We start from the raw sequence: 22,766 nt of genomic DNA, 5'->3' as shown, positions 1-22,766 counted from the left end.
GCCACTCCTTACCAGCGACGCTCGGCATCGGTGCCTAGCAACGGACGCAACTTGGTGGCGATGGCTTCACGCGCACGAAAAATGCGGGAGCGCACCGTACCTATCGGGCAATCCATGCTCTGGGCGATGTCTTCGTAACTCATACCTTCGATTTCACGCAGGACAATTGCGGTACGCAATTCTTCCGGCAATTCCTCAATCGCCGCGTTCACCGTCTCGGCGATTTCGCGGCTGGCGACCATGGATTCCGGCGTGCTTATATCGGTTAGGTTGTCGGTTTCGTTAAAAGTTTCACCGTCTTCCGTTTCTATCGCATTGGGCGCGCTGGGCCGCCGGCCCTGCGAGGCCAGCCAGTTGCGCGCCGTGTTGATGGCGATCCGGTACAGCCAGGTGTAAAAGGCGCTCTCCCCGCGGAACTGGGGCAAGGCGCGGTAGGCCTTGATGAAAGCCTCCTGGGCCACGTCCTCGATTTCCGAGGGGTCGCGGATCATGCGGGCCAGCAGACGGAGAATCTTGCGCTGGTACTTGAGCACCAGCAGGTCAAAAGCCTTCTTGTCGCCCCGCTGGACGCGCGCGACAAGCTCAGCGTCGACTTCGCGCTCGCTCATGACGCCTCCCGCAGGCTGGCCGCCGGACGCGCTGGCCGCGCCGCGCCGGCCAGCAGGCACAGGCGCCGCCAGGACTCGGGTCGCAACGTCCGCTGCCAGACGGTGAGGGTGATTTTGCTGTTGGTGAAGGCCGTACTCCCGGTGGGCTGCAAAGTGAGCGTCAGCCAGCGCGGCCCGCGCTGTCCTTGCAACAGCGTCGCGTCCTGCCAGCCTTGCGGCAGGCGGACCTGCCAGCTCCCTGCCCCGGCTGCCGCGCGCAAGGCGGATACGGGGGACAGGCTGCTCCGTGCCGAGTGTAACAGCCCGGCCAGCACAAGCAGGAGCGCGATCGCCGCGCCCGCCACCCATGCCAAGCCGTGCCAGGACGCCGCCGTCAGCACGCTGGCCCCAGCCGAGGCCAGCGCCAGGCCAGCAAGCGCGCAAGCGCTTCCTGGCCGCCGGACAGGCACGCGAAACGCCCAGCGCCCCCCGAGCGGCTCTTCCAAATCAGACCCGGCGAACGGCCATCGAGCCGTTGGTGCCGCCGAAGCCGAACGAGTTGGACAGGCCGACGTCGATCTTCATCTGTCGCGCCTCGTTGGCGCAGTAATCCAGATCGCATTCCGGATCTTGGTTGAAGATGTTGATCGTGGGCGGCGAGACCTGGTTGTAAACCGCCAGGGTCGTGAACACCGCCTCGATGCCGCCGGCCGCGCCAAGCAGGTGCCCGGTCATGGACTTGGTCGAATTGACCACCAGCTTCTTGGCGTGGTCGCCGAAAGCCAGTTTCAGCGCATCGGTCTCGTTCTTGTCGCCCAGGGGCGTCGACGTACCGTGGGCGTTGACGTACTGGATGTCTTCGGCATTCAGGCCGCCGTTGCGCAGCGCATTCAGAACGCCGCGGCGCGGACCGTCCTTGTCGGGAGCCGTGATGTGGTGAGCATCCGAACTCATGCCGTAGCCTGCGAGCTCGCCGTAGATGCGCGCGCCGCGCTTCTTGGCGTGTTCGTATTCTTCCAGCACCAGTACGCCCGCACCCTCGCCCAGCACGAAGCCGTCGCGGTCGCGGTCCCAGGGACGCGAAGCCGTTTCAGGATCGTCATTGCGGGTCGACAGGGCGCGCATCGCGGCGAAACCGCCGATGCCCAGCGGCGACACGGTCGACTCGGCGCCACCGGCCACCATGACGTCGGCATCGCCGTACTCGATCAGGCGCGCGGCATCGCCGATGCAATGCAGGCCGGTGGTGCAAGCCGACACCACCGCGTAGCTCGGCCCCTTCATGCCATACGTGATGGACAAGTGGCCGGAGATCAGGTTGATCAGCGAACCCGGCACGAAGAACGGCGAAATGCGGCGCGGCCCCTTGGCCAGGTACTCGACCTGCGTTTCCTCGATGCGCGGCAGGCCGCCGATGCCCGAGCCCACGATCACGCCGATGCGTTCCGCGTTGGCTTCGGTGACTTCCAGGCCGCAATCGCGCCATGCCTGCATCCCGGCAGCCAGGCCGTAATGGATGAAGGTATCCATCTGGCGGGCTTCCTTGGCCGAAATATAGGTGCTGATGTCGAAGTCTTTGACTTCGCCGGCAATATGCGTGGTGATGGCCGAGGGATCGAAACGGGTGATGCGGCTGATGCCAGAACGTCCGTTGACGATATTGTCCCAAGCGGTGGTCAAGTCGTTCCCGACGGGAGAAACGATACCCAGGCCAGTGATGACGACACGTCGCTTCACGGATGACTCCTCAAACAGACAAAAGAAAGGCGGTTTTCGGGATGCGCTGCACGTGCGGTCCACGCGAAAGCGGGTCGGGCATTACAACGCCCTTCCCGCATGCGGACCGCACGGCAAATTCCTGAAACCGCCCCGATTTCCCGGTTGGCTGCGACGGACGCCGCAAGGCAACCAGAAGGGTAAAAGCCCAGCTTACTGCTTGCCGTGCGAATTGATGTAGTCAATCGCTTGTTGCACGGTCGTGATCTTTTCGGCCTCTTCGTCGGGGATCTCGGTCTCGAATTCGTCTTCGAGCGCCATGACCAGTTCGACCATGTCGAGCGAATCGGCACCGAGGTCGTCAAGGAAGGAGGATTCGTTCTTGATCTCGGCTTCGTTGACGCCAAGTTGTTCAGCGACGATCTTCTTGACGCGCTGTTCGATGCTTTCCATGCAGATCTCCAATTGGGAAAAATCCCGCGAATTATAGCCAAGCGCGGAGTTTTGCGACGCCTGGCCGTGACAAAAATAACACCGCGCACTTGATCTGTCGCCGGGAATGGCGCAGGAAACCGGTGTGCGGCGTTTCCGGTTGAATCTCGCGTTGCCCCGCCGGTTGTCCGGCGGCGGCGCGGCGGCCTGGGCCGCCCACGCGCGATTCCTGATTTATTGCATGTACATCCCGCCGTTGACGTGCAGGGTGGTGCCGGTAATGTAACCCGCCTGCGGCCCGGACAAAAACGCCACGGCGTGGGCGATGTCGGCGGGCGAACCCAGGCGGCCGAGCGGAATCTGCTGCAGCAAGGCTGCAGTCTGATTTTCACCCAGCGCGCGCGTCATGTCGGTATCGATGAAGCCAGGCGCGACGCAATTCACGGTGATGTTGCGGCTGCCCAGCTCGCGCGCCAGGGCGCGCGACATGCCAGCCACGCCAGCCTTGGCGGCCGCGTAGTTGGCCTGGCCGGGGTTGCCGCTGGAACCGACCACGGAGGTGACGTTGATGATACGTCCCCAGCGAGCCTTCATCATGTTGCGCAACACGGCGCGCGACAGGCGGAAGACCGAGGCCAGGTTGGTGTCGATGACAGCCGACCAATCATCGTCCTTCATACGCATTGCCAGCGTATCACGGGTGATGCCGGCGTTATTGACGAGGATGTGGGGACCGCCGCCTTCCTTGCCCAGCGCGTCGATCAGCGCATCGCAGGCAGCGGCGTCGGTCACGTCCAGCACCACGCCGCGACCGCCCAAGGGCGCCAGCGCTTCGGTGATGGCGGCCGCGCCCGATTCGGAGGTGGCGGTGCCGACGACCGTGGCGCCGCGCGCGGCCAGTTCCTGGGCGATGGCGCGGCCGATGCCGCGCGTGGCGCCGGTCACCAGCGCGATCTTGCCCTGCAGTTCGATGGAGGTGTTGTCCATGTTCTTAATTTCCGTTGACGGCGGCCAACGCTGCCTCGAGCGAAGCAGGATCGGTAATGGCCATGCCCGTGAGTTCGGGATCGATGCGCTTGGTCAAGCCGGCCAGCACCTTGCCGGGACCGCATTCGATGACGTGCGTGACGCCCTGCGCCTTCATCGCGCGCAGGGTTTCAACCCAACGCACAGGATGCCATGCCTGACGCACCAGCGCATCCCGGATTGCCCCGGGTTCGACGGGCGACGCCACGTCCACGTTGTTGATCACTTGCACCTGCGGCGCGGACACCGTCACGTTGGCCAGCGCGCCGGCCAGCACGTCGGCTGCAGGCTTGAGGAGACTGGAGTGGAACGGCGCGGACACCGGCAGCAGCAGCGCGCGCTTGGCGCCCGCGGCCTTGGCCAGTTCGCAGGCACGCTCGACCGCGGCCTTGTGGCCCGCGATCACGACCTGCGCGGGCGCGTTGAAGTTCACGGCCTCGACGACCTCGCCCTGGGCGGCAGCCTCGCAGGCGGCGCGCACGGCGTCGTCGTCCAGACCCAGGATGGCGGCCATGGCGCCGGTACCGACCGGCACGGCGGCCTGCATGGCATCGGCGCGCACGCGCACCAGGCGCACGGCGTCTTCAAGCGCGAGCGAGCCCGCGGCCGTCAAGGCGGCATACTCGCCCAGGCTGTGGCCGGCCACGACATCGGGCTTGCGGCCACCCGCAGCGCACCAGGCCGCGTACATCGCGACCCCGGCAGTCAGCATGGCGGGCTGGGTATTGGTGGTCAGGTTGAGCTGTTCCGCAGGGCCTTGCGCGATCAACGCACCCAGGTCCTGCCCCAGCGCTTGCGTAGCCCGCGCCACGGTGTCCGTGACGGCCGCGACGCCGGACCAGGCGTCCAGCATGCCGACAGCTTGGGAACCTTGGCCAGGAAAGACAAATGCGATTTTCATGATTGACCGTATGGATTGATTCAGTGTCTGTGTGGAATGTCAGGCACATCGTTCCGGCGGCCGTGGCACATGCGCCACGCCGCGCCAGAGCGCGCCTTTACATGCGGGCCAGTACCGAGCCCCAGGTGAATCCGCCGCCCACGCCTTGCATCAGGATCAGCTGCCCCGGCTTGACGCGGCCATCGCGGCGCGCGGCGTCCAGGGCCAGCGGCACGCTGGCCGCGGAGGTATTGGCGTGGCTGTCGACGGTGACGACGACCTTCTCGACCGGCACGGCAAGCTTGCGCGCCAGGAAATTCAGGATGCGCACGTTGGCCTGGTGCGGGATCAGCCAATCGACGTCGGCGATCTCCACGCCCGCTTCGGCGCAGGTGTCGCGCGCGGAACGGTCCAGCACGGTGACGGCCTGCTTGAACACGGCCTGCCCGTCCATGCGCAGGAACGGATCACCGGTCACGTCACCGTAGGCGACGTTGCCCGCGGCGTTCAGGATCTTGGCCTGGCTGCCGTCGGCATGCAGTTGCGCGGCCAGGATGCCCGGCTTGTCGGAAGCCTTGAGCACCACGGCGCCGGCGCCATCGCCGAACAGCACGCAAGTGCCGCGGTCGTTCCAGTCCAGGATGCGCGAGAAGACCTCAGCGCCAATGACCAGCGCGCAACGGGCGCGGCCGGCGCGGATGAAGCTGTCGGCGGTGGTCATGGCGTAGACGAAGCCGCTGCACACGGCCTGCACGTCGAATGCCGCCGAGCCCTTGGCGCCGAGGTTGGCTTGCACGATGCAGGCGGTGCTCGGAAACACGAAGTCGGGGGTCGACGTGGCCAGGACGATCAGGTCGACCTCGGAAGCGTCCACGCCGGCGTCGGCCAGCGCGCGGCGCGAAGCCTCGGTGGCCAGCTGGCTGGTCGTGACGCCGCGCTCGGCCAGATGGCGCTGGCGGATGCCGGTGCGCTCGACGATCCACTCGTCGGAAGTGGCGATGTCGCGCGTCGCCAGCTCCGCCGCCAGTTCGTCATTCGAAACCACGCGTTCCGGCAGGAAGCTGCCGGTGCCCGCGATCACGGAATATTTCATTGCGGTATCCATCAAGCGGTGTCCCCAGCCACGTTTGGCGACGGCACCGAGGGGCCCTCGCCAGATTGAACGCGCTTGGTAATCTGAGCGACCGTCTCAGCGGTGCGCTCCAGCAGTTTACTCACTACGGCTTCGCGGGCGCGCTGCAACGCAAAACCATAGGCGTAGACGTCCGCGGAGCCATGGCTCTTGATGACCACGCCGCGCAGGCCCAGCAACGCGGCGCCGTTATAGCGCCGGTTGTCGACGCGGGTGCGCAGGCGGTTGAGCACCGGCTTGGCCACCGCGCCAGCCAGCAGCGTGATCAGATTGCGTTTGAACTCTTCGCGAATGACGCTGGACAACATCTTCGCCAGCCCTTCGACGGACTTGAGCACGACGTTGCCGACGAAACCGTCGCAGACGACGACGTCGACCGTGCCCTTGAATATGTCATCGCCTTCCACGTTGCCGTAGAAGTTGAGCGGGCTGCCGCGCAGAAGCTCGGCGGCTTCCTTGACGACTTCGTTGCCCTTGATGACTTCTTCGCCGATGTTGAGCAGACCCACGGAGGGGCGCTCGCGATGGTCGACCGCCTGCGACAGCGCGGCGCCCATGATGGCGAATTGAAGCAGGTGCTCTGCCGTGCAGTCCACATTCGCGCCCAGGTCCAGCACCGTGGTGGCGCGGCCTGTCTGGTTCGGAATGGACGTGGCGATCGCGGGCCGGTCTATGCCGTCCAGCGTCTTGAGCACATAGCGTGAAATGGCCATCCACGCGCCGGTATTGCCCGCGGAAACGCAGGCGTCTGCGCGCCCGTCCTTGACGGACTGGGCGGCCAGGCGCATGGAGGAGTCTTTTTTACGGCGCAGGGCGACCTCGACCGGGTCGTCCATGGTGACGACTTCGGAAGCCGCCACGATTTCAATGCGATCTCGCGCCACGCCGCGGTGCTCGGAGAGCGCCGCTTCAATAGCGTCGGGAAGCCCGACCAGCAATAGCCGGGTATCCGGAAATTGCCGGGCGAACTCGATCGCAGCCGGAATCGTGACGGGCAGACCGAAGTCTCCGCCCATACAGTCTATGGCGATGCGTATCACGGGTGCCAGGTATCAGCGCTCAGCCGAAATGGTCCGAGTACGAGTTCGGCCCGGGGGCCTTATTCGTCGGCCTTGGTCTTCAGGACCTTGCGGCCGCGGTAGAAGCCGTTGGGGCTGATGTGGTGACGCAGATGCGCTTCGCCCGTGTTGGGTTCGATCGCCGTCGGCGGGTTCACCAGAAAATCGTGCGAGCGGTGCATACCGCGCTTGGACGGGGACTTCTTGTTTTGTTGAACGGCCATGATGACTCCTAGAAACGGGGCGCATTGTACGCGATGCGGCCCGATGTTGATCTCAATCTTTGTGCTTCAGTTGTTCCAGCACCGCAAACGGCGACGGACGCTTGACAGCGGGCTCCTCGGGAGGAGCTTCACTGACCTTGGCCAGCGCGCCCGGGCATACATCATGCTTGGGCACATACGGAACGCTCAGAATGAGCTCATCTTCGATCTGGGCCAGCAGATCAAAATGATGCGAACCCACCACCTTTTCAGGCAGGTTGGACACAAAACCATTTCCTTCTTCGTCCTCGTCGTCCTCGCCTGACGACTCCCCATAGGAAGCGCCATCGTCGAGATCGGCTTCGGACTTGACCAGCTGCAAAAGGACTTCGCTGTCGATCGGATATACGAACGGCTCATTGCACCGCTGGCACACCAGCACCGGGTTCGCCTGCACGTGGACATGCAGTAGCGGCCGGCCAAGCATGAGGCCGGATTTGCCCATTTCGCCGCGCACGGACCATGTCACAAGCCCGGCATCGCCCTGCGGTTGTTCGGGTAGCCCTTCAACCGCGCGCGTAAGCCGCACAAGAGGTATGGTTCCTTGCGCTTCCTTGCCCATCTGGGCAAATGCGTATGCATCGATGCGCTTGATGTTCAGTCCTTTGCATTCGCGGGGCCTGCACGAGCCTGGTTGCGTATCTCGTCTTTCAAGACACACGCCCTATTCATGCAAAAATCCCGCAAAACGTTAGATAATACTGTGACTTACGTATCAACGTCAAATATCGCATGCCTTCAAAGCCCAGCCTGATCCTCGCGTCCAGCTCGCGTTACCGCAAAGAACTGCTGTCCCGCCTGCGCCTGCCCTTCACGGCGATTTCCCCCGATGTAGACGAAACGCCACAGTCCGGCGAAACCCCGGCAGCCCTGGCGCTACGCCTGTCCGTGGCCAAGGCCATGGCGGTCGCGGCCAGCCACCCCGGCAGCATCGTGATCGGCTCGGATCAGGTGGCCACCGTGGATGGACAACCCATCGGCAAACCGGGGGATTTTCCGCGCGCCTTGGCGCAATTGCAGGCCCTATCGGGTCAAATCGTGGAATTCCATAGCGCCCTGGCGGTCACGGACGGCCAGCGGGTGGAAAAAGCCGACATCGTCACGCGCTGCCATTTCCGCAAATTGTCGGACCGCGCCATCGAGGCCTATCTGCGCGCCGAAGAACCCTACGATACCGCAGGCAGCGCCAAGGCGGAAAGCCTGGGCATCGCGCTGATGGAAAGCATCCAGAGCGACGACCCCACCGCGATCATCGGCCTGCCGCTGATCGCGCTGACCGGCATGCTGGCGCGGTTCGGCCTGGATCCGCTGGACGCTCCCGGGGCGTCCGCATGAGCGGCGCGCTGCACCTGATTCCGGTCGGCCTGGGCGAAGCCGCGCCCGAGCGCTGGCTGCCCGCCGAGGTCCGCGCCCTGGCGGGCCGGCTGGATACCTATATCGCCGAAAACGCCAAGACCGCCCGCGCCTTCCTCAAGCTGATCGGCACCACCCGGCCGCTGCAGGAAATCACCATCCATACCCTGAGCGACAAGGTCGACGCCGCCCAGATCAAAGCCTGGCTGGAGCCAGCGCTCAAGGGCGCGGAAATCGGCCTGGTTTCCGAGGCCGGCTGCCCCGCGGTCGCGGATCCGGGGGCCAAGGTCGCCGACGCCGCCCACCGCCTGGGCATCGCGGTAAAGCCCTGGGTCGGCCCCTCTTCCATCCTCTTGGGCCTGATGGCCAGCGGCCTGGACGGCCAGCGCTTCGCCTTCCACGGCTATGCGCCGGTGGACCCGGCGGAACGCGCCAAGCAGTTGCGCGCCTGGGAACAGCACTCGGCCAAGCACAACCAGACGCAGTTGCTGATCGAGACCCCCTACCGCAACGCCGCCATGTTCGCCACGCTGCTGGCCAGCCTGAAGGGCGACACCAAGCTGTGCGTGGCCCGTTCGGTCACGACCGCCGACGAATGGATCGTCACCCGCAGCGTGGCCGACTGGAAGAAGCAGCCCGCGCCCCAGCTCGACAAGCTGCCGACGCTGTTCCTCTTCCTGGCGCGCTGAACCATGCGCCGTCTGCTTCTTGCGCCGCTTGCCGCGGCCATTCTTGCCGGATGCGCCGCGCGTGGCCCCGCCGGCCTGGACCTGGATACATCCATCACCGCCGTCAGCCAGGCCAGCCGCGTGCGCAGCATCGTGCTGCACTACACCAGCGTCGACGACGCCCGCTCGATGGAATTGCTCTCCAAGGGCAAGGTCAGCTCCCATTACCTGGTGTACGACTCCGGACGCGTCTACCGGCTGGTCGACGAGAACCGCGCCGCCTGGCACGCGGGCGCCAGCTCCTGGTATGGCAACATCGCCATGAACAGCACGTCCATCGGCATAGAAATCGTCAATCCGGGCTGGACCGAGGGCCCCGACGGCAAGCCCGTCTGGCACCCCTATGACGACAGGCAATTGCGCGCCTTGACCATACTGCTACGCGATATTGCGCAGCGGCACGGCATTGCGCCCGAAAACATCGTCGGCCACAGCGACATCGCGCCGCAACGCAAGGTGGACCCCGGCCCTCTTTTCCCTTGGAAAATGCTGGCCGAGGCTGGGATAGGACGTTGGTATGACGAAACCGGCGCCGCCGCGCACCTCGCACGCCTGCAGGCCCAGGGCGTCCCCGACGTGGCGTGGTTCCAGAAGCAACTGGCGCGGCTGGGCTACGCGTGCCCGCAGGACGGAACGCTGGACCCGGCCACGATCGGCGCACTGGCGGCATTCCAGATGCACTACCGGCCGGCGCTGTACGACGGCCAGCCGGATGCGGAGACCGCCGCCATCATGCTGGCGATGCTGTAGGCGCGAACAGCCCTAGCGCCGGCCGCGCAACCAGGCGAACAGCCGCCAGCCCAGCAACAGGGCCAGCACGGCGGCGTACATCGCGGGTTGCGCCAGATCGTTCTTGCCGGCCTTGTGCCACCAATAATGCAGCACCGCCAGCAAGCCTATGGCGTAGACGGCGCGATGCAAGGTCTGCCAGCGCTTGCCCAGCTTGCGCATGGCCCATTGCGTGGAAGTGGCCGCCAATGCCGCCATGAGCAGGAAGGCCGCGAATCCCGCCGTGATGAAGGGACGCTCGCCGATGTCGCGCAGCATGCCCAAGGGATCGAAGCCGCGGTCCCACCAGACCCAGGCCATGAAGTGCATGGAACCGTAGAAAAACGCGAACAGCCCGCACATGCGGCGCAGGCGCACCAGGGCGGGCTGGCCTGTCAGGCGGCGCAGCGGCGTGATGGCCAGCGTCACCAGCAAGCAGACCAGGGTCCAGGTGCCGGATGACCGCGTCAGGAACTCGACGGGATTCGCCGTCAGCCCGTTGTTCACGCCCAGCCAGATCCAGCGCGCAAAAGGCGCCAGCCCCAGCAGGAACAGGAACGGCTTGAAACGCCCCACCGCCTTGGCGGAAAGCTGGGTCTTGCGCGGCGGCGCGGCCGGAGCCGCCTGCGGAGTGCCGTCAGGCATAAAACCGCCTCAGTAGTTCGCCTTCAGGTCCATGCCCTGATAGAGCGACGCCACCTGTTCGGCATAACCGTTGAACATCAAGGTCTTGCGCTTGGGCGAGAACAGGCCGTCCTCGCCGATGCGGCGCTCCGTGGCCTGGCTCCAGCGCGGATGGGGCACGTCGGGATTCACATTGGCGTAAAAACCGTACTCCTGCGGCGCGGCCTTGATCCAGGACGACACGGGCGGCTTTTCGACCAGGCGGATCTTCACCAGGGACTTGGCGGACTTGAAGCCGTACTTCCAGGGCACCGCCAGCCTGAGCGGCGCGCCGTTCTGGTTCGGCAGCACGCGGCCGTAGACGCCGAACACCAGCATGGCCAGGGAATTCATGGCCTCGTCGATGCGCAGCCCTTCCACATAAGGCCACTCCAGGACCGCGGCGCGCACACCCGGCATGTTTTCGCGCTGCACGGCGGTCACGAATTCCACATACTTGGCATTGCCCGTGGGCTCGACCTGCTTGAGCAGCGTCGACAGCGAATAGCCGACCCAGGGAATCACCATGGACCAGCCCTCGACGCAACGCAGCCGGTAGACGCGGTCTTCCATGGGCGCCAGCTTGAGCAGCTCTTCGATGGAGAAAGTGCGGGGCTTGCCGACTTCGCCCTCGACGCTCACGCTCCAGGGACGAGTCTGCAACTTGCCCGCATTGGCGGCTGGATCGCCCTTGTCCAGGCCGAATTCGTAGTAATTGTTGTAGGACGTGACGTCGGCCAGCGAGGTCTGCTTGTCCATGACGCTCAAGGCCGCGTTGGCCTTGCCCGGCAGGGCGCCGGCCTCCTGGGCATGCGCGCTGCGCATGGCCCACCCCGGCAGGCCCGCGGCCGCCGCAGCCATCCCGGCGCGCAACATCAGTTCGCGGCGCGAGCGCCAGACGGTCTCGGAGGTGATCTCTGACGGAAGAATATCGTCGGGCTTGCTTATCAACATCATGGTCTCCGGTGTGGCGGCCGCAGGATCATGGGCGCGCCCTGCGCAAGCCATGGACGCCGCGCGGCCCCATGATATTCCGCGGCGGCCGGCGCTTGCGGGTATTTCCTATAGACCCGCAGGCGCGAAAGGCGTTCCGCACGCGCACCCGGAGCATCCCGGAGCCCGAATGGTCAGACGCGCGGCAGCAGCCACTCGCGCAACTTCGGCACGCTGTCGAGCACCGCCTGGGGCGAACAACCTTCCAGTTCCTTCAGGGTATGGGCGCCATAGGTCACGCCCAGGCCGTGCACGCCGGCATTGATCGCCATCTGCAAGTCGTGGGAGGTATCGCCGACCATCACCACGCGGTCCGGATCCACGTCCAGTTCCTGCATGAGCTCGTGCAGCATCGCCGGATGCGGCTTGCTGAAGGTTTCGTCGGCGGTGCGGGTGGCGTCGAACAGCGGCCCCAGGCCGGTCGCGGCCAGCGCGCGGGTCAGGCCCACGCGGCTCTTGCCGGTGGCGACGGCCAGGCGCACGTTCTGCCCCGCCAATTCGCCCAGCAGTTCCTGCACGCCCTCGAATAGGCGCAATTCCGGGTCGCGCAGCAGGTAGTGGGTACGGTAGCGCTCCAGGAAGCGCGGCAGCATCGCCTGCGTCAGTTCCGGCACCGCGCGGCGCAGGGCGCTTTCCAGGGACAGACCTATCACCCAGCTGGCGTCGGACGCCGAGGGCACCGCCAGTTCCAGGTCGCGGCAAGCGCCCTGGATGGCCGCCACGATGCTGTGCGTGGAATCCATCAGGGTGCCATCCCAGTCAAAAACGACCAGCGAATACGACATGATCAGACCGACTCCAATTTTTTCAGTATTTGCCGGCAGGCGGGGGGCAGCTCGGCGGTAAGCGTCAAAGGCTCGCCCGTCACCGGGTGAGCCAGGGTCAATTGGTGGGCGTGCAGGAACATCCTGCCGAAGCCCATGCGCGAGAACTGCGCGCGCACCTCGTCGTGGCCGTACTTGTCGTCGCCCACGATGGGAAAGCCGCTGGCGGCCAGGTGCACCCGGATTTGGTGGGTACGCCCGGTACGCAATTCGGCGTCGACCAGACTATAGCCACCAAACCGCTGCTTGAGCGTGACGATGGTATGCGCCGACTGGCCGTCCGGATCCACCTTGACCCGGCGCTCGCCGGACTGGGTGGTCCATTTGGACAGGCCCAGCTTGATGTGCTGGCGGTCGTTGACCCAATCGCCCTCGACCAGGGCCAGGTAGTGCTTGTCCCCTTTTCCTTCGCGCAGCATGGCGTGCAGCGCCAGCAAGGCGCTGCGCTTCTTGGCCACCATCAAGAGGCCCGAGGTCTCCCGGTCCAGGCGATGGACCAGCTCCAGGAACTTGGCGCCGGGGCGGGCGGCCCGCAATTGCTCGATCACGCCGAAGGACACGCCGCTGCCGCCGTGGACCGCCACGCCGGCGGGCTTGTCCACCACCAGCAAGGCCTCGTCCTCGAACACCACCGGGAATTCGGCGCCCGGAACCGGACGCGGCTTGCCCGGGTCCGGCAGCCGCAGTGGCGGAACGCGAACGACATCGCCTTCCGCGACCCGGTAGTCGGCGGAAGTCCGTCCCTTGTTTATCCGCACCTCGCCGCCACGGATGGCCTTGTAGATGTGCGTTTTGGGGACGCCCTTGCACAGCCTGGCCAGGAAGTTGTCCAGGCGCTGGCCGGCCTGCTCGGCATCGACCTCCACCATGCGGACGGCGGGGGGAGCTTTAGAGAGGGGAATGGAGGAGGAAGTTTCTTTGCGCATTGCGGAAAGCGACATATAATCGGGACAGCCTAAAGGGGCTGAACTAGCCGCCTGACGTAGAGATGCAACGTACGCAACTCCGTCGAGCGCGCGGGCCGCCATTGTACTGCCTGCTCATTCAACCCCCGGGGTCATTTGGTCGCCGGCGCAACCGCGCCCTGCCGGATAGTGGTGTGGCATTCATTTTGCCCGCTGTCCCAGCAGGTCCGTTGCATGCCGCAAGCGGCTCTGAAGCACCGCAAGAATCGTCGCATATTTAAAGCACCAGCTGCGCGTGGGCAACCAATCCGACCGCAACTGCCGTTCACAGCACTTTTCCGTCAAACCACATTCAGTGAAGCTGACCCTCCTGCTGACAGAACCCCGAGCCCCACGGCTCGACGTGCCCGCCTGACCCGCGGCGGATACGCCTGGGCGCCGCCCAGGTACGGTCCGCATTTCTTGCCCGCTTCAGCCGCAGCCCGAGTGACCCGAGGTCACGCGCCGATATCGGCGCGTCATGACAACGGAGAACCCCTCTCATGAAGCGCATGCTGTTCAATGCGACGCATCAGGAAGAATTACGCGTCGCTATCGTCGATGGGCAAAAACTCATCGACCTTGACATCGAGACTGCCGGCCGCGAACAACGCAAAGGCAACATCTACAAAGGTGTCATCACCCGGATCGAACCCGGCCTCGAAGCTTGCTTCGTCAACTACGGCGAAGACCGCCACGGGTTCCTGCCCTTCAAGGAAGTTGCCCGCAGCTTCTTCAAGGAAGGCGTGGACGTCCGTAGCGCCCGTATCCAGGACGCCCTGCGCGAAGGCCAGGAACTGATCGTCCAGGTCGAAAAGGAAGAACGCGGCAACAAGGGCGCTGCCCTGACCACGTTCATCTCGCTGGCCGGCCGCTACCTGGTCCTGATGCCCAACAACCCCCGCGGCGGCGGCGTTTCGCGCCGTGTCGAGGGCGAGGACCGCCAGGAACTGCGCGACACCATGGAGCAGCTCGATCTGCCCCAGGGCATGAGCATCATTGCCCGCACCGCCGGCATCGGCCGCAACGTCGAAGAACTCCAGTGGGACCTGTCCTATCTGTTGCAGCTCTGGACGGCCATCGACGGCGCTGCGCGCGACAACTCCGCGCCCATCCTGATCTACCTGGAATCCAGCCTGGTCATCCGGGCCATCCGCGATTACTTCTCCCCGGAAATCGGCGAGATCCTCATCGATACCGACGAGATCGCCGACCAGGCCACGGCCTTCATGAGCGTGGTGATGCCGGACAACGTCCAGCGCGTCAAACGCTACCGCGACGATATCCCCCTCTTCTCCCGTTTCCAGATCGAACACCAGATCGAAACGGCGTACTCGCGCACGGTCACGCTGCCCTCGGGCGGCGCCATCGTCATCGACCACACCGAAGCCCTGGTTTCCGTGGACGTCAACTCGGCCCGCTCCACGCGCGGCGCCGACATCGAGGAAACCGCGCTGCGCACCAACTCGGAAGCGGCCGACGAAGTGGCCCGCCAGTTGCGCCTGCGCGACCTGGGCGGCCTGATCGTCATCGACTTCATCGACATGGAGGACAGCAAGAACCAGCGCGCCGTCGAACAGCGCCTGCGTGACGCCCTCCACTTCGACCGCGCCCGCGTCCAGATGGGCAAGATTTCGCGCTTCGGCCTGATGGAGCTGTCGCGCCAGCGCCTGCGCCCGGCCCTGAACGAAGGCTCGCACATCACCTGCCCGCGCTGCAACGGCACCGGCGTGATCCGCGACGCCGAGTCCAGCGCCCTGCACGTGCTGCGCCTGCTGCAGGAAGAGGCCATGAAGGAAAACACCGCCGCCGTGCACGCCCAAGTGCCGGTCGACGTTGCCACCTACCTGCTGAACGAAAAGCGCGCCGACATCACCAAGATGGAAGCCCGCCTCAAGGTCAACCTGATGCTGATCCCCAACAAGCATCTGGAAACACCGCACCACCACATCGAGCGCCTGCGCCACGACGATCCGCGCCTGGAAGAGCTGAAGACCAGTTTCGAACTGGTCGAAGCCCCGGCCACGGACGCCCCCTGGCAGCCGCGCGAGCACGAGATTAAGTCGCGTCCGGAAGCCCTGGTCAAGGGCATCACGCCCTCGCAGCCTGCTCCGGTTTCGACGCCCGCCCCCGCGCCGGCTCCCGCCCCGGCAGCCACCGGCGGCCTGGGCGGCCTGTTCAAGCGCCTGTTCGGCTGGCTGGGCGGCAGTTCCGAAGCGGCCAAGCCCGCTCCCGCTGCCCAGGAAGACAGCGCCAAGCGCGCCAGCTCCGGCCGCGGCAAAGGCCGCAGCGGCCATGACGGCCAGGAACGCCGTGGCGAACGCCATGGTTCGGACCGCAACCGCAACCGCCGCGGTGAGTCGCGCGGCGAAGGCGCCGAGGCCGGCGAAGGCGGCCGCCACCACGTGCGCGGCAACCGCCGCCCCGAGGGCGAGCGCCAGGAACGCGGCGAACGCCACAACCGTGGCGAACGCGACACCCAGGCCACGCAAGCGGCCTTGGCGTCCAACCGCCCCGAGCAAGCCGTGGAAGCCGGCGGCGAGGACAGCGGCGCCGGCCGTAACCGCCGCCGCGGCCGTGGCCGCAACCGTCGCGAGGAAGGCCAGTCCGACGCCCCGATGAGCGAACAGGAAAGCATGGTCGCCGCGCTGGCCCAGACGGTCGCCACCGCCTTGCCCGAGACCAAGCCCACCCCTGAAGCCACTCTGATGGTGGCCGAGACCGCCGAGGCTGTCGAACAGACCGCCGATGGCGTGCCTGCCGTGGAAGGCGCCGAAGGCGCGGCCGACCCGGAACGCAAGCGCCGCCGCCGCCGCAGCCGCCGTGGCCGCCGCAGCCCGGACGAAGCCGGTCTGGCCGGTAGCGACGAGCAACTGGACGATGGCGCCGATGATGACGGCGCCGAGCAATCGGAAGAAGCCGCTGCCCAGCCCGCCGTGACCGCCGCGCAAGCCGTGGAACCCGTGGCCCAGGCCCAGCAGGTCGAAGCCGCTGCCGCCCCCGCTCCGGCGCAAGTCCAGCAGGCCGAAGCCGCGCCGGTTGAACCCGTCAAGGTCGCCGCCGCCCCGGTCGAAGCCCAACCGGCTGAACCCGTCCAAGCCGAAGCCGCGCAAGCCGTCGAACCCGTGGCGCAGCCCGTGCAAACGGCTGCCGTGGAAGTGACCCAGCCGGTTTCCGTGCAGGCCGCGAGCGAGGTTTCCGCCCCCACAGCGTCCGAACCGGCGCCGGTGGAAGCCGCCGCCGTCGAGCCCGTGGTTGCCCCCGCCCCCGCGCCTGCCGCGCAGGAAGCAGCTGCTCCGGCGCCCGCCGCCAGCCAGCCCATCGTGGTGCCGGCTGCCGCCCCGTCGGCCAAGGCCCAGGCCCTGCACGACGTGGTGAATGCCGCTGGCCTGCAGTGGGTGGAAACCGATCCGGACCGCCATGCCCAGACCCAGCTGCGCATTGCCGCGGCGCACACGCCGGTCCGCCTGGGCCGCGAGCGCAAGCCGGTCGCGCCCGTTTCCAACGAACCGCTGGTTCAGGTCGAAACGCGCCACTAAGCCACAGGCCCGCAAGGGCTTGGGACTGGCAGCACACCGCACCCCGGACGCTGGATACCGATCCAGCTTCCGGGGTGTTTTTCATGGCGGGTCCGTAGCGCAACGGCGCCCGGCGCGGTCCGCGGCGGCCGCGCGCCCCCCGCTCACTCGCCCTCTATCGGTTCCGCGGGCAGGTTCAAGGCCAGGCCGGCCTCTTCGACGAACGCTTCCGCCAGCGCCGAATGCGGCATGTGCCGGGCCCAGATGATCCCCATGCAGCGCAGCGGCGCGCGCCCGGGCAGCGGCACTCGCTTGACCCGCCGGCTGTCCAGCCAATCCGGCGCCCAATCGGGCACCAGCGACACGCCCAACCCTTCCGACACCATGCAGGCGATGCCCATCAGGCCGTCGACCTCCAGGCGTTCGCGCGGCACGATGCCGTGCTGGCGCAGATACTGGTCCGCCAGGCGCCCGCCCCAGACGTTGCGGTCATAGCGTATGAAAGGCTGCGTGCTCATCAGCTCGTGGGCGTCATTGCTCGCGGTATCGGGCGGCGCCAGCACCACCAGCGGCTCTTCCGCCACCAATTTCCAGGCGTAGCCCTTGGACAGGTTGAACTGCGGCTTGACGATGAAGGCCGCGTCCAGGTCGCCGTTGATCACCCGGTGATACAGGTGATTGGACGTGCCCGGCTCGACGAAGACGGCCAGCTTGGGCAGGCGCCGGTACAGGCGCGCCAGCACGGTGGGCATGATGCCCGTCAGTGCCGACACCGACACGCCCAGGCGCAGTTCGCCCAGCGGCGCGTCGTCGCTGGCGCTGGCGCGCAGGTCACGCACTTCGCGCAGCACGCTGCGGGCCCGCTCCAGCACCTTCAGGCCCGCTTCGGTGGCCTTGACGCTGCGGCCGACGCGCTTGATGAGGATGGCGCCCAGCTCCTCCTCCAGGGTGCGCACCCGCGCCGCGATGGCGGCGGGAGTCAAGTCCAGCCGGCGCGCCGCCTCCGCCAGCGATCCACATTCGACCACCGACACGAAACTCTGCACATATCGCGTATCCAAGGCGTCCCCCCTTTTCTCTGCATGCATGGTTTGAGCCAGGGCAAACCACAACAATTTTATGGATTGAAGCAATTAAACAGCAGATGTTCATCGGCCGCTTCGGTGCCAGAATCAGACGTTGCCGCTGCGCATTCCTGCGCACCTTTTTCATTCACCAGAAAACGAGTAGAGACAATGAGCACCCAAGCCAGCATTCCCGGCGTTTTTTCTCCGGTCCTGACGCCGTTCGACGCCGCCTATCGCCCGGCCCTGGGGCGCTACGTGAAGCACTGCCGCTGGTTGCGCGAACAATCCGTCGGCCTGGCCATTTTCGGCACCAATTCGGAAGCCAACTCGCTCGCCCTGTCGGAAAAACGCAGCCTGCTGGACGCGCTGCTGGAAGCCGGCGTGGAGCCGTCCGCGCTGATGCCCGGCACAGGCGCCTGCGCGCTGCCCGACGCGATCGAGCTGACCCGCCACGCCGTGCGCAGCGGCAGCATGGGCGTGCTGGTCCTGCCGCCCTTCTACTACAAGGGCGTGAGCGACGAGGGCCTGTTCCGCTACTACGCGGAACTGATCGAGGGCGTGGGCGACGACCGGCTGCGCATGTACCTGTATCACATCCCGCCCGTCAGCCAGGTGCCCCTGAGCCTGGACCTGATCGACCGCCTGTTGGACCGTTACCCCGGCCAGGTCGCGGGCGTGAAGGACAGTGGCGGAGACTGGAACAACACGGCGGCCATGATCGAACGTTTCGCGCCACGCGGCTTCCGGGTCTACGCGGGCAGCGAGGCGTTCCTGCTGCAGACGCTGCGCGCGGGCGGCGTGGGCTGCATCACCGCCACTGGCAACGTCAACCCGGGCCCCATCGTCGCGCTGCAACAGCGCTGGCAGGAAGCCGACGCCGACGCCCGCCAGGCCGGACTGAACGCGACCCGCAACGTGTTCGGAAAATTCCCCATGATCCCCGCGATGAAGGCCGCCATTGCCTGGAAGTCCGGCGACCCCGCCTGGGCGACGGTGCGCCCGCCGCTGGTGGAACTGAACGCCGAACAGCGCACCGCCTTGCAGGCCGCCCTGGACGACAACGGCTTCGATATGCCGGGTGCGGAAACGCTGGCGGACAATTGATCCCAAGTCCCGCGGGCGCACCGCCGCCTACGGGATCGCACAACGCAGCGGCACATCCGCGGCGAGAAAAAAAGCCCCGGCGCACGGCCATCCAGGACCGTGCGCCGGGGCGTTTTCTGGTTTATGCGGCGGCGCGCCTCAGCTCACCACGCCGATGTTCCAGGGCACGAACTCGTGATCGCCCAGCCCCAGGAGCTCGCTCTTGCTGCGGGTGCCGGAAGCCACCAGCAGGATTTCCTCGAAGATGCGCTGCGCCACTTCCTGCAAGGTCGCGGTGCCGTCCAGGATGTCGCCGCAATTGACGTCCATGTCTTCCGTCAGCCTTTCGTACATTGGTGTATTGGTCGCCAGCTTGATCGAAGGCACCGGCTTGGCGCCGAACATCGAACCGCGCCCGGTGGTGAAACAGATCATGTTGGCCCCGCCGGCGATCTGTCCGGTCGCGGACACTGGATCGAAGCCGGGCGTATCCATGAACACCATGCCCGGCTGGCGCACCGGCTCCGCGTAGCGGTAGACCTCCATCAGCGCGGTGGTGCCGCCCTTCATCGAGGAGCCCAGCGATTTCTCGAAGATGTTGGCCAATCCGCCCATCTGGTTGCCCGGGCTGACCTTGCCGTTGATCTGCACGTCGCGCCCCGGCGAATACTCTTCCTTCCACCAGCGGATGCGCTGCACCAGCTTCTCGCCAACCTCGCGGTTGCGGGCGCGCGACGTCAGCGTGTGCTCCACGCCGTAGATCTCCGGGGTTTCGGACAGGATGGCGGTGCCGCCGTGGCGCACCAGGATATCCATGGCTGCCCCCAACGCCGGATTGGCGGTGATGGAGGAAAAGCCGTCGGAGCCACCGCATTGCAGCCCGACTGTCAGGTGGCTCGCCGGCACCGGCACGCGTTCGACCTGATTGGCCTCGGGCAGCAGAGCCTGCACCGCGGCGATGCCCGCCTCGATGGTTTTGCGCGTGCCCCCGGTCTCCTGCATGATGAAAGTCTTCAGCCGCGCGCCCGCCTCCAGGCCCTGGTCCTTGAGCAAGGCGTCGAGCTGGTTGCGTTCGCAGCCCAGCCCGACGATCAGCACCGCGGCGAAGTTGGCGTGACAGGCGTAGCCGCCCATCGTCCGGCGCAACAGGTCCATGGGCTCGCCGGACATTTCCATGCCGCAGCCCATGCCATGGCTCAGCGCCACCACGCCATCCACATTGGGATAGGCGGCCATCAACTGCGGCGTGAAGGCTTCGGCAATGCGGTGCACCACCGTCGCCGAACAATTGACCGTCGCCATCACGCCTATGTAGTTGCGCGTGGCGACCTGCCCGTTGGCGCGCACGATGCCGAGAAAACGCGCCTGCTCGGACTCGGGCAGGACCGGCGTCGCCACGTAATCGCGGGCATGCGCGTAGTCGCGGTCGAACTCCTGGAAGTCCATGTTGTGCGAATGGACATAAGTGCCGGCTGGAATGTCGCTTGCCGCAAAGCCGATGCAGACGTTGTACTTGAGGATGGGCTCGCCGGCGCGCAGGTCGCGCGCCGCGATCTTGTGGCCGGCCGGAATCTGGCTGCGGCTGACGATGCCCTCGGAAGGCACGGCCGCGCCTATGCCGATGGGCACGCGCGCCACCACCACGTTGTCCGCGGAGTGCAGGCGGATGACGGGGCCGGCAGCGCGTTTTTCGGTTAGATCGATCATGTCTTGGTCTCGTAGGAATGAAGGTAGCGCCTGGCGGCGGGCGGACCCGCTATTCGGGCTTGATGCCGATGTCGCGGATCAGCACCGACCAGCGCGGCAGCTCCGAGCCCACGAAGCGCGTGAAGGTATCGGAGTCGCTGCCCACCACCGTGAATCCCTGCTCGCTGAGCTTGGCCTGCATGTCGCTCTGCTGCAGGGCGGCGCGGATGGAATCAGAAAGCTTGCCCACCACGGGCTTGGGCGTGTTGGCCGGCGCAAACACGCCATACCAGGTCGACACCTCGAAGTCCTTGAAGCCGGACTCGGCCAGGGTCGGAATCTGCGGGGCCTTGGGGTCGCGCTTCAGGCTGGTGATGGCCAGCGGCCGGACCTTGCCCGATGCGATGTACGGCAAGGCCACGGGCAGATTGGCGAACATGTACGGCACATGTCCGCCCAGCACGTCGGCCATGGCCGCCGATTCGCCCTTGTACGGCACATGGGTCACCTTGGTGCCCACCATGTGCGCGTACAGCTCGCCGGCGATGTGCTGCGGACCGCCCTGGCCCGACGAGGCGTAGCTCATCGCGCCATCGCCGGCCTTGCGGATCTGTTCAGTCAGTTCCTGCACGGTCTTGGCGCTCACCAGGGCCGGATTGACCACCAGGATCAGGGGCATGGTTACCACCTGCGAGACAGGCGCGAAGTCTTGCTCGGGCTTGAACGGCAAGGACGGGAACAGCGAAGGCGCCACCACCATCGTGGATTGCGAGCCCAGGAACAACGAATAGCCGTCGGCAGGCGAACGGGCAACGTTGTCGGCGGCGATGGTGCCGGTGGCGCCGGCCCGGTTTTCGACCACCACCTGCTGTCCCAGGCTTTCAGCCATCTTGGCGCCGACCAGGCGCGCCACGATGTCCGCGCCGCCCCCGGGAGCAAAGCCCACGACCATGCGCAGCGGCTTGTTCGGAAACGTCTCGGCCATGACGGCGGACGAGCCGCAGGAAAATGCGAGGGCCAGGCCCAGGGCGGCGGTCATGCGCGCCAGGGGACGCGCGGGCGTACAGGGGATGTTCATGCGTTGGTCTCCGTATGCCATCGTCGCGCCTCCTTCCCGGGCGTGGTCATGCGTGCCGGGAATCGGAGCCGCGCGGCGGCTCGTTGTGTGTAGTGCAGTGCCAGAGCATTCTGGCGATTGCACTCCCTACCAACAAGTATGCGTACGCAGCGTCAGAACATAATATTTTTGATGTGTTGGATAGAACCCTCCCGAACGCAGCGCGGCCGCCCAAAAAAAATCCACCCCTGAGGGTGGATCTGTCTGTGCGGCGCGCCCTTGGGGCCGCGCCACGCGCGCATGCGCGGCGGAATCAGAACTGGTAGGTGTAGGTCAGCTGCACCACGTCCAGGCCCGGGTTCGGGCGCTTGATGCTGGCGTTCGAAAAGTGGGAATAGCGCAGGCCGATGCGATTGTTCGGCGTCACGAGAAAGCCCATGCCGATGTGGTCGCCAAACTGGAAGGCCGTGCTGATGTTCTCGTCGGCGAAACGCGTGCTGGAGAAGAGCGTGGCGCCGATACCCGCTTCAATGTAGAAGCGCTCGCCGGTCCACCAGCGGAACATCGGGATGGCGTTGAGCTGCCAGACATGGCCCGGGGAACGCGAGCCATTCGCCTTCCAGTACGACGCGCCGAGTTCAGGCGTCAGGTCCAGGCGGCCCCAGTTGCCGCCGAACTGGTAGGTCCAGACCGAGGCCGTTTCGTAGTTGATCGTCAGGCGCTGATAGTGGTCTCCAATGCCGTAATGCACGCTGACGCCGCCCTGGGTGCCCTCGGACGATTGGGCGCTTGCCAGCGACGCGGTTGCAGCCAGGGCAAGCCCCACAAGGCCGGTAAGCATCTTCTTCTTGGTCAACTGCATTGGAAAACTCCGTAGATTTCAAACCTAGTACGCAACATAGCAAAATCCGGGCCGGACGGCTCCCCGTTTGTCGCACGCAGGCAACATCGCGGGTGGAAAACACTGTTCCGCGAAACATACCTCACT

23 protein-coding genes are annotated in these 22,766 nt (G+C 66.0%); 5 read left to right on the top strand and 18 right to left on the bottom strand.

Annotated features, from left to right (window positions below; all coding sequences use genetic code 11):
- Nucleotides 1-8: 8 nt before the first annotated feature.
- The 10 genes from rpoE to BRO63_RS07005 all read right to left on the bottom strand — a co-directional run bounded on the left by rpoE (nucleotide 9) and on the right by BRO63_RS07005 (nucleotide 7,656).
- On the bottom strand, nucleotides 9-608 hold the full coding sequence (rpoE, locus tag BRO63_RS07050) for an RNA polymerase sigma factor RpoE (protein ID WP_006223829.1): 600 nt from the start codon (nucleotides 606-608) through the stop codon (nucleotides 9-11).
- The gene (locus tag BRO63_RS07045) at nucleotides 605-988 is read right to left on the bottom strand and encodes a hypothetical protein (protein WP_256943255.1); all 384 of its coding nucleotides are present in this window, start codon (nucleotides 986-988) and stop codon (nucleotides 605-607) included. Before BRO63_RS07045 ends, rpoE begins: the two co-directional genes overlap by 4 nt.
- 106 nt (nucleotides 989-1,094) lie before the next feature.
- Nucleotides 1,095-2,324: a beta-ketoacyl-ACP synthase II gene (gene fabF, locus BRO63_RS07040; protein WP_013392228.1), complete on the bottom strand. Its 1,230-nt coding sequence runs from the start codon at nucleotides 2,322-2,324 to the stop codon at nucleotides 1,095-1,097.
- A gap of 192 nt (nucleotides 2,325-2,516) precedes the next feature.
- On the bottom strand, nucleotides 2,517-2,756 hold the full coding sequence (gene acpP, locus BRO63_RS07035; protein WP_003813816.1) for an acyl carrier protein: 240 nt from the start codon (nucleotides 2,754-2,756) through the stop codon (nucleotides 2,517-2,519).
- Nucleotides 2,757-2,969: 213 nt separating this feature from the next.
- Nucleotides 2,970-3,722, bottom strand: a complete 753-nt coding sequence (gene fabG / locus BRO63_RS07030; protein WP_088139046.1) for a 3-oxoacyl-ACP reductase FabG — start codon at nucleotides 3,720-3,722, stop codon at nucleotides 2,970-2,972.
- 4 nt (nucleotides 3,723-3,726) lie between these two features.
- Nucleotides 3,727-4,662 carry an ACP S-malonyltransferase gene (fabD, locus tag BRO63_RS07025; protein ID WP_088139045.1) on the bottom strand — a complete coding sequence of 312 codons (936 nt, stop codon included), beginning with the start codon at nucleotides 4,660-4,662 and terminating at the stop codon, nucleotides 3,727-3,729.
- A gap of 97 nt (nucleotides 4,663-4,759) precedes the next feature.
- On the bottom strand, nucleotides 4,760-5,746 hold the full coding sequence (locus tag BRO63_RS07020) for a beta-ketoacyl-ACP synthase III (RefSeq protein ID WP_013392225.1): 987 nt from the start codon (nucleotides 5,744-5,746) through the stop codon (nucleotides 4,760-4,762).
- A complete protein-coding gene (gene plsX, locus BRO63_RS07015) occupies nucleotides 5,746-6,813 on the bottom strand; it encodes a phosphate acyltransferase PlsX (RefSeq protein ID WP_088139044.1) in 1,068 nt (355 codons plus the stop codon). Before plsX ends, BRO63_RS07020 begins: the two co-directional genes overlap by 1 nt.
- Before the next feature lie 59 nt (nucleotides 6,814-6,872).
- A complete protein-coding gene (gene rpmF / locus BRO63_RS07010; protein ID WP_013392223.1) occupies nucleotides 6,873-7,055 on the bottom strand; it encodes a 50S ribosomal protein L32 in 183 nt (60 codons plus the stop codon).
- A gap of 52 nt (nucleotides 7,056-7,107) precedes the next feature.
- On the bottom strand, nucleotides 7,108-7,656 hold the full coding sequence (locus BRO63_RS07005) for a YceD family protein (RefSeq protein ID WP_218824089.1): 549 nt from the start codon (nucleotides 7,654-7,656) through the stop codon (nucleotides 7,108-7,110).
- Between the two features lie 170 nt (nucleotides 7,657-7,826).
- On the opposite strand from BRO63_RS07005, the gene BRO63_RS07000 reads away from it, so the two are divergent.
- The 3 genes from BRO63_RS07000 to BRO63_RS06990 are packed head-to-tail and all read left to right on the top strand — an operon-like array spanning nucleotide 7,827 to nucleotide 9,925.
- Nucleotides 7,827-8,429 carry a Maf-like protein gene (locus BRO63_RS07000; RefSeq protein WP_088139043.1) on the top strand — a complete coding sequence of 201 codons (603 nt, stop codon included), beginning with the start codon at nucleotides 7,827-7,829 and terminating at the stop codon, nucleotides 8,427-8,429.
- Entirely contained in the window at nucleotides 8,426-9,136 is a 711-nt protein-coding gene (locus BRO63_RS06995) for an SAM-dependent methyltransferase (RefSeq protein ID WP_088139042.1), read from the top strand. Before BRO63_RS07000 ends, BRO63_RS06995 begins: the two co-directional genes overlap by 4 nt.
- A gap of 3 nt (nucleotides 9,137-9,139) precedes the next feature.
- Nucleotides 9,140-9,925: an N-acetylmuramoyl-L-alanine amidase gene (locus tag BRO63_RS06990; RefSeq protein ID WP_088139041.1), complete on the top strand. Its 786-nt coding sequence runs from the start codon at nucleotides 9,140-9,142 to the stop codon at nucleotides 9,923-9,925.
- Between the two features lie 12 nt (nucleotides 9,926-9,937).
- On the opposite strand, the gene msrQ is transcribed toward BRO63_RS06990, so the two are convergent.
- From msrQ to BRO63_RS06970, 4 genes are all read right to left on the bottom strand, one after another.
- Nucleotides 9,938-10,588: a protein-methionine-sulfoxide reductase heme-binding subunit MsrQ gene (msrQ, locus tag BRO63_RS06985; protein WP_088139040.1), complete on the bottom strand. Its 651-nt coding sequence runs from the start codon at nucleotides 10,586-10,588 to the stop codon at nucleotides 9,938-9,940.
- A gap of 9 nt (nucleotides 10,589-10,597) precedes the next feature.
- On the bottom strand, nucleotides 10,598-11,560 hold the full coding sequence (gene msrP / locus BRO63_RS06980) for a protein-methionine-sulfoxide reductase catalytic subunit MsrP (protein WP_088139039.1): 963 nt from the start codon (nucleotides 11,558-11,560) through the stop codon (nucleotides 10,598-10,600).
- A 173-nt stretch (nucleotides 11,561-11,733) separates the two neighbouring features.
- Nucleotides 11,734-12,384, bottom strand: coding sequence for an HAD family hydrolase (locus tag BRO63_RS06975; protein ID WP_088139038.1), 651 nt, complete (start codon nucleotides 12,382-12,384; stop codon nucleotides 11,734-11,736).
- 2 nt (nucleotides 12,385-12,386) lie between these two features.
- Entirely contained in the window at nucleotides 12,387-13,349 is a 963-nt protein-coding gene (locus BRO63_RS06970) for an RluA family pseudouridine synthase (RefSeq protein ID WP_179215048.1), read from the bottom strand.
- 521 nt (nucleotides 13,350-13,870) lie between these two features.
- On the opposite strand from BRO63_RS06970, the gene BRO63_RS06965 reads away from it, so the two are divergent.
- The gene (locus BRO63_RS06965) at nucleotides 13,871-16,906 is read left to right on the top strand and encodes an Rne/Rng family ribonuclease (RefSeq protein WP_088139036.1); all 3,036 of its coding nucleotides are present in this window, start codon (nucleotides 13,871-13,873) and stop codon (nucleotides 16,904-16,906) included.
- A gap of 143 nt (nucleotides 16,907-17,049) precedes the next feature.
- On the opposite strand, the gene BRO63_RS06960 is transcribed toward BRO63_RS06965, so the two are convergent.
- Nucleotides 17,050-17,946: a LysR family transcriptional regulator gene (locus tag BRO63_RS06960; protein WP_088139035.1), complete on the bottom strand. Its 897-nt coding sequence runs from the start codon at nucleotides 17,944-17,946 to the stop codon at nucleotides 17,050-17,052.
- Between the two features lie 174 nt (nucleotides 17,947-18,120).
- On the opposite strand from BRO63_RS06960, the gene BRO63_RS06955 reads away from it, so the two are divergent.
- On the top strand, nucleotides 18,121-19,056 hold the full coding sequence (locus BRO63_RS06955) for a dihydrodipicolinate synthase family protein (protein ID WP_088139034.1): 936 nt from the start codon (nucleotides 18,121-18,123) through the stop codon (nucleotides 19,054-19,056).
- A gap of 138 nt (nucleotides 19,057-19,194) precedes the next feature.
- On the opposite strand, the gene BRO63_RS06950 is transcribed toward BRO63_RS06955, so the two are convergent.
- From BRO63_RS06950 to BRO63_RS06940, 3 genes are all read right to left on the bottom strand, one after another.
- Nucleotides 19,195-20,742, bottom strand: coding sequence for a UxaA family hydrolase (locus tag BRO63_RS06950; protein ID WP_088139033.1), 1,548 nt, complete (start codon nucleotides 20,740-20,742; stop codon nucleotides 19,195-19,197).
- Between the two features lie 49 nt (nucleotides 20,743-20,791).
- Nucleotides 20,792-21,799 (bottom strand): Bug family tripartite tricarboxylate transporter substrate binding protein, encoded by a 1,008-nt coding sequence (locus BRO63_RS06945; RefSeq protein WP_088139032.1) that lies wholly within the window; start codon nucleotides 21,797-21,799, stop codon nucleotides 20,792-20,794.
- A 292-nt stretch (nucleotides 21,800-22,091) separates the two neighbouring features.
- A complete protein-coding gene (locus BRO63_RS06940; protein ID WP_088139031.1) occupies nucleotides 22,092-22,640 on the bottom strand; it encodes an acyloxyacyl hydrolase in 549 nt (182 codons plus the stop codon).
- Between the last annotated feature and the right edge of the window lie 126 nt (nucleotides 22,641-22,766).

The sequence above is a fragment of the Achromobacter xylosoxidans genome (assembly GCF_002192695.1).
Classification (GTDB): domain Bacteria; phylum Pseudomonadota; class Gammaproteobacteria; order Burkholderiales; family Burkholderiaceae_B; genus Achromobacter; species Achromobacter xylosoxidans_C.
This window is presented reverse-complemented; position numbering and strand designations above follow the sequence as displayed.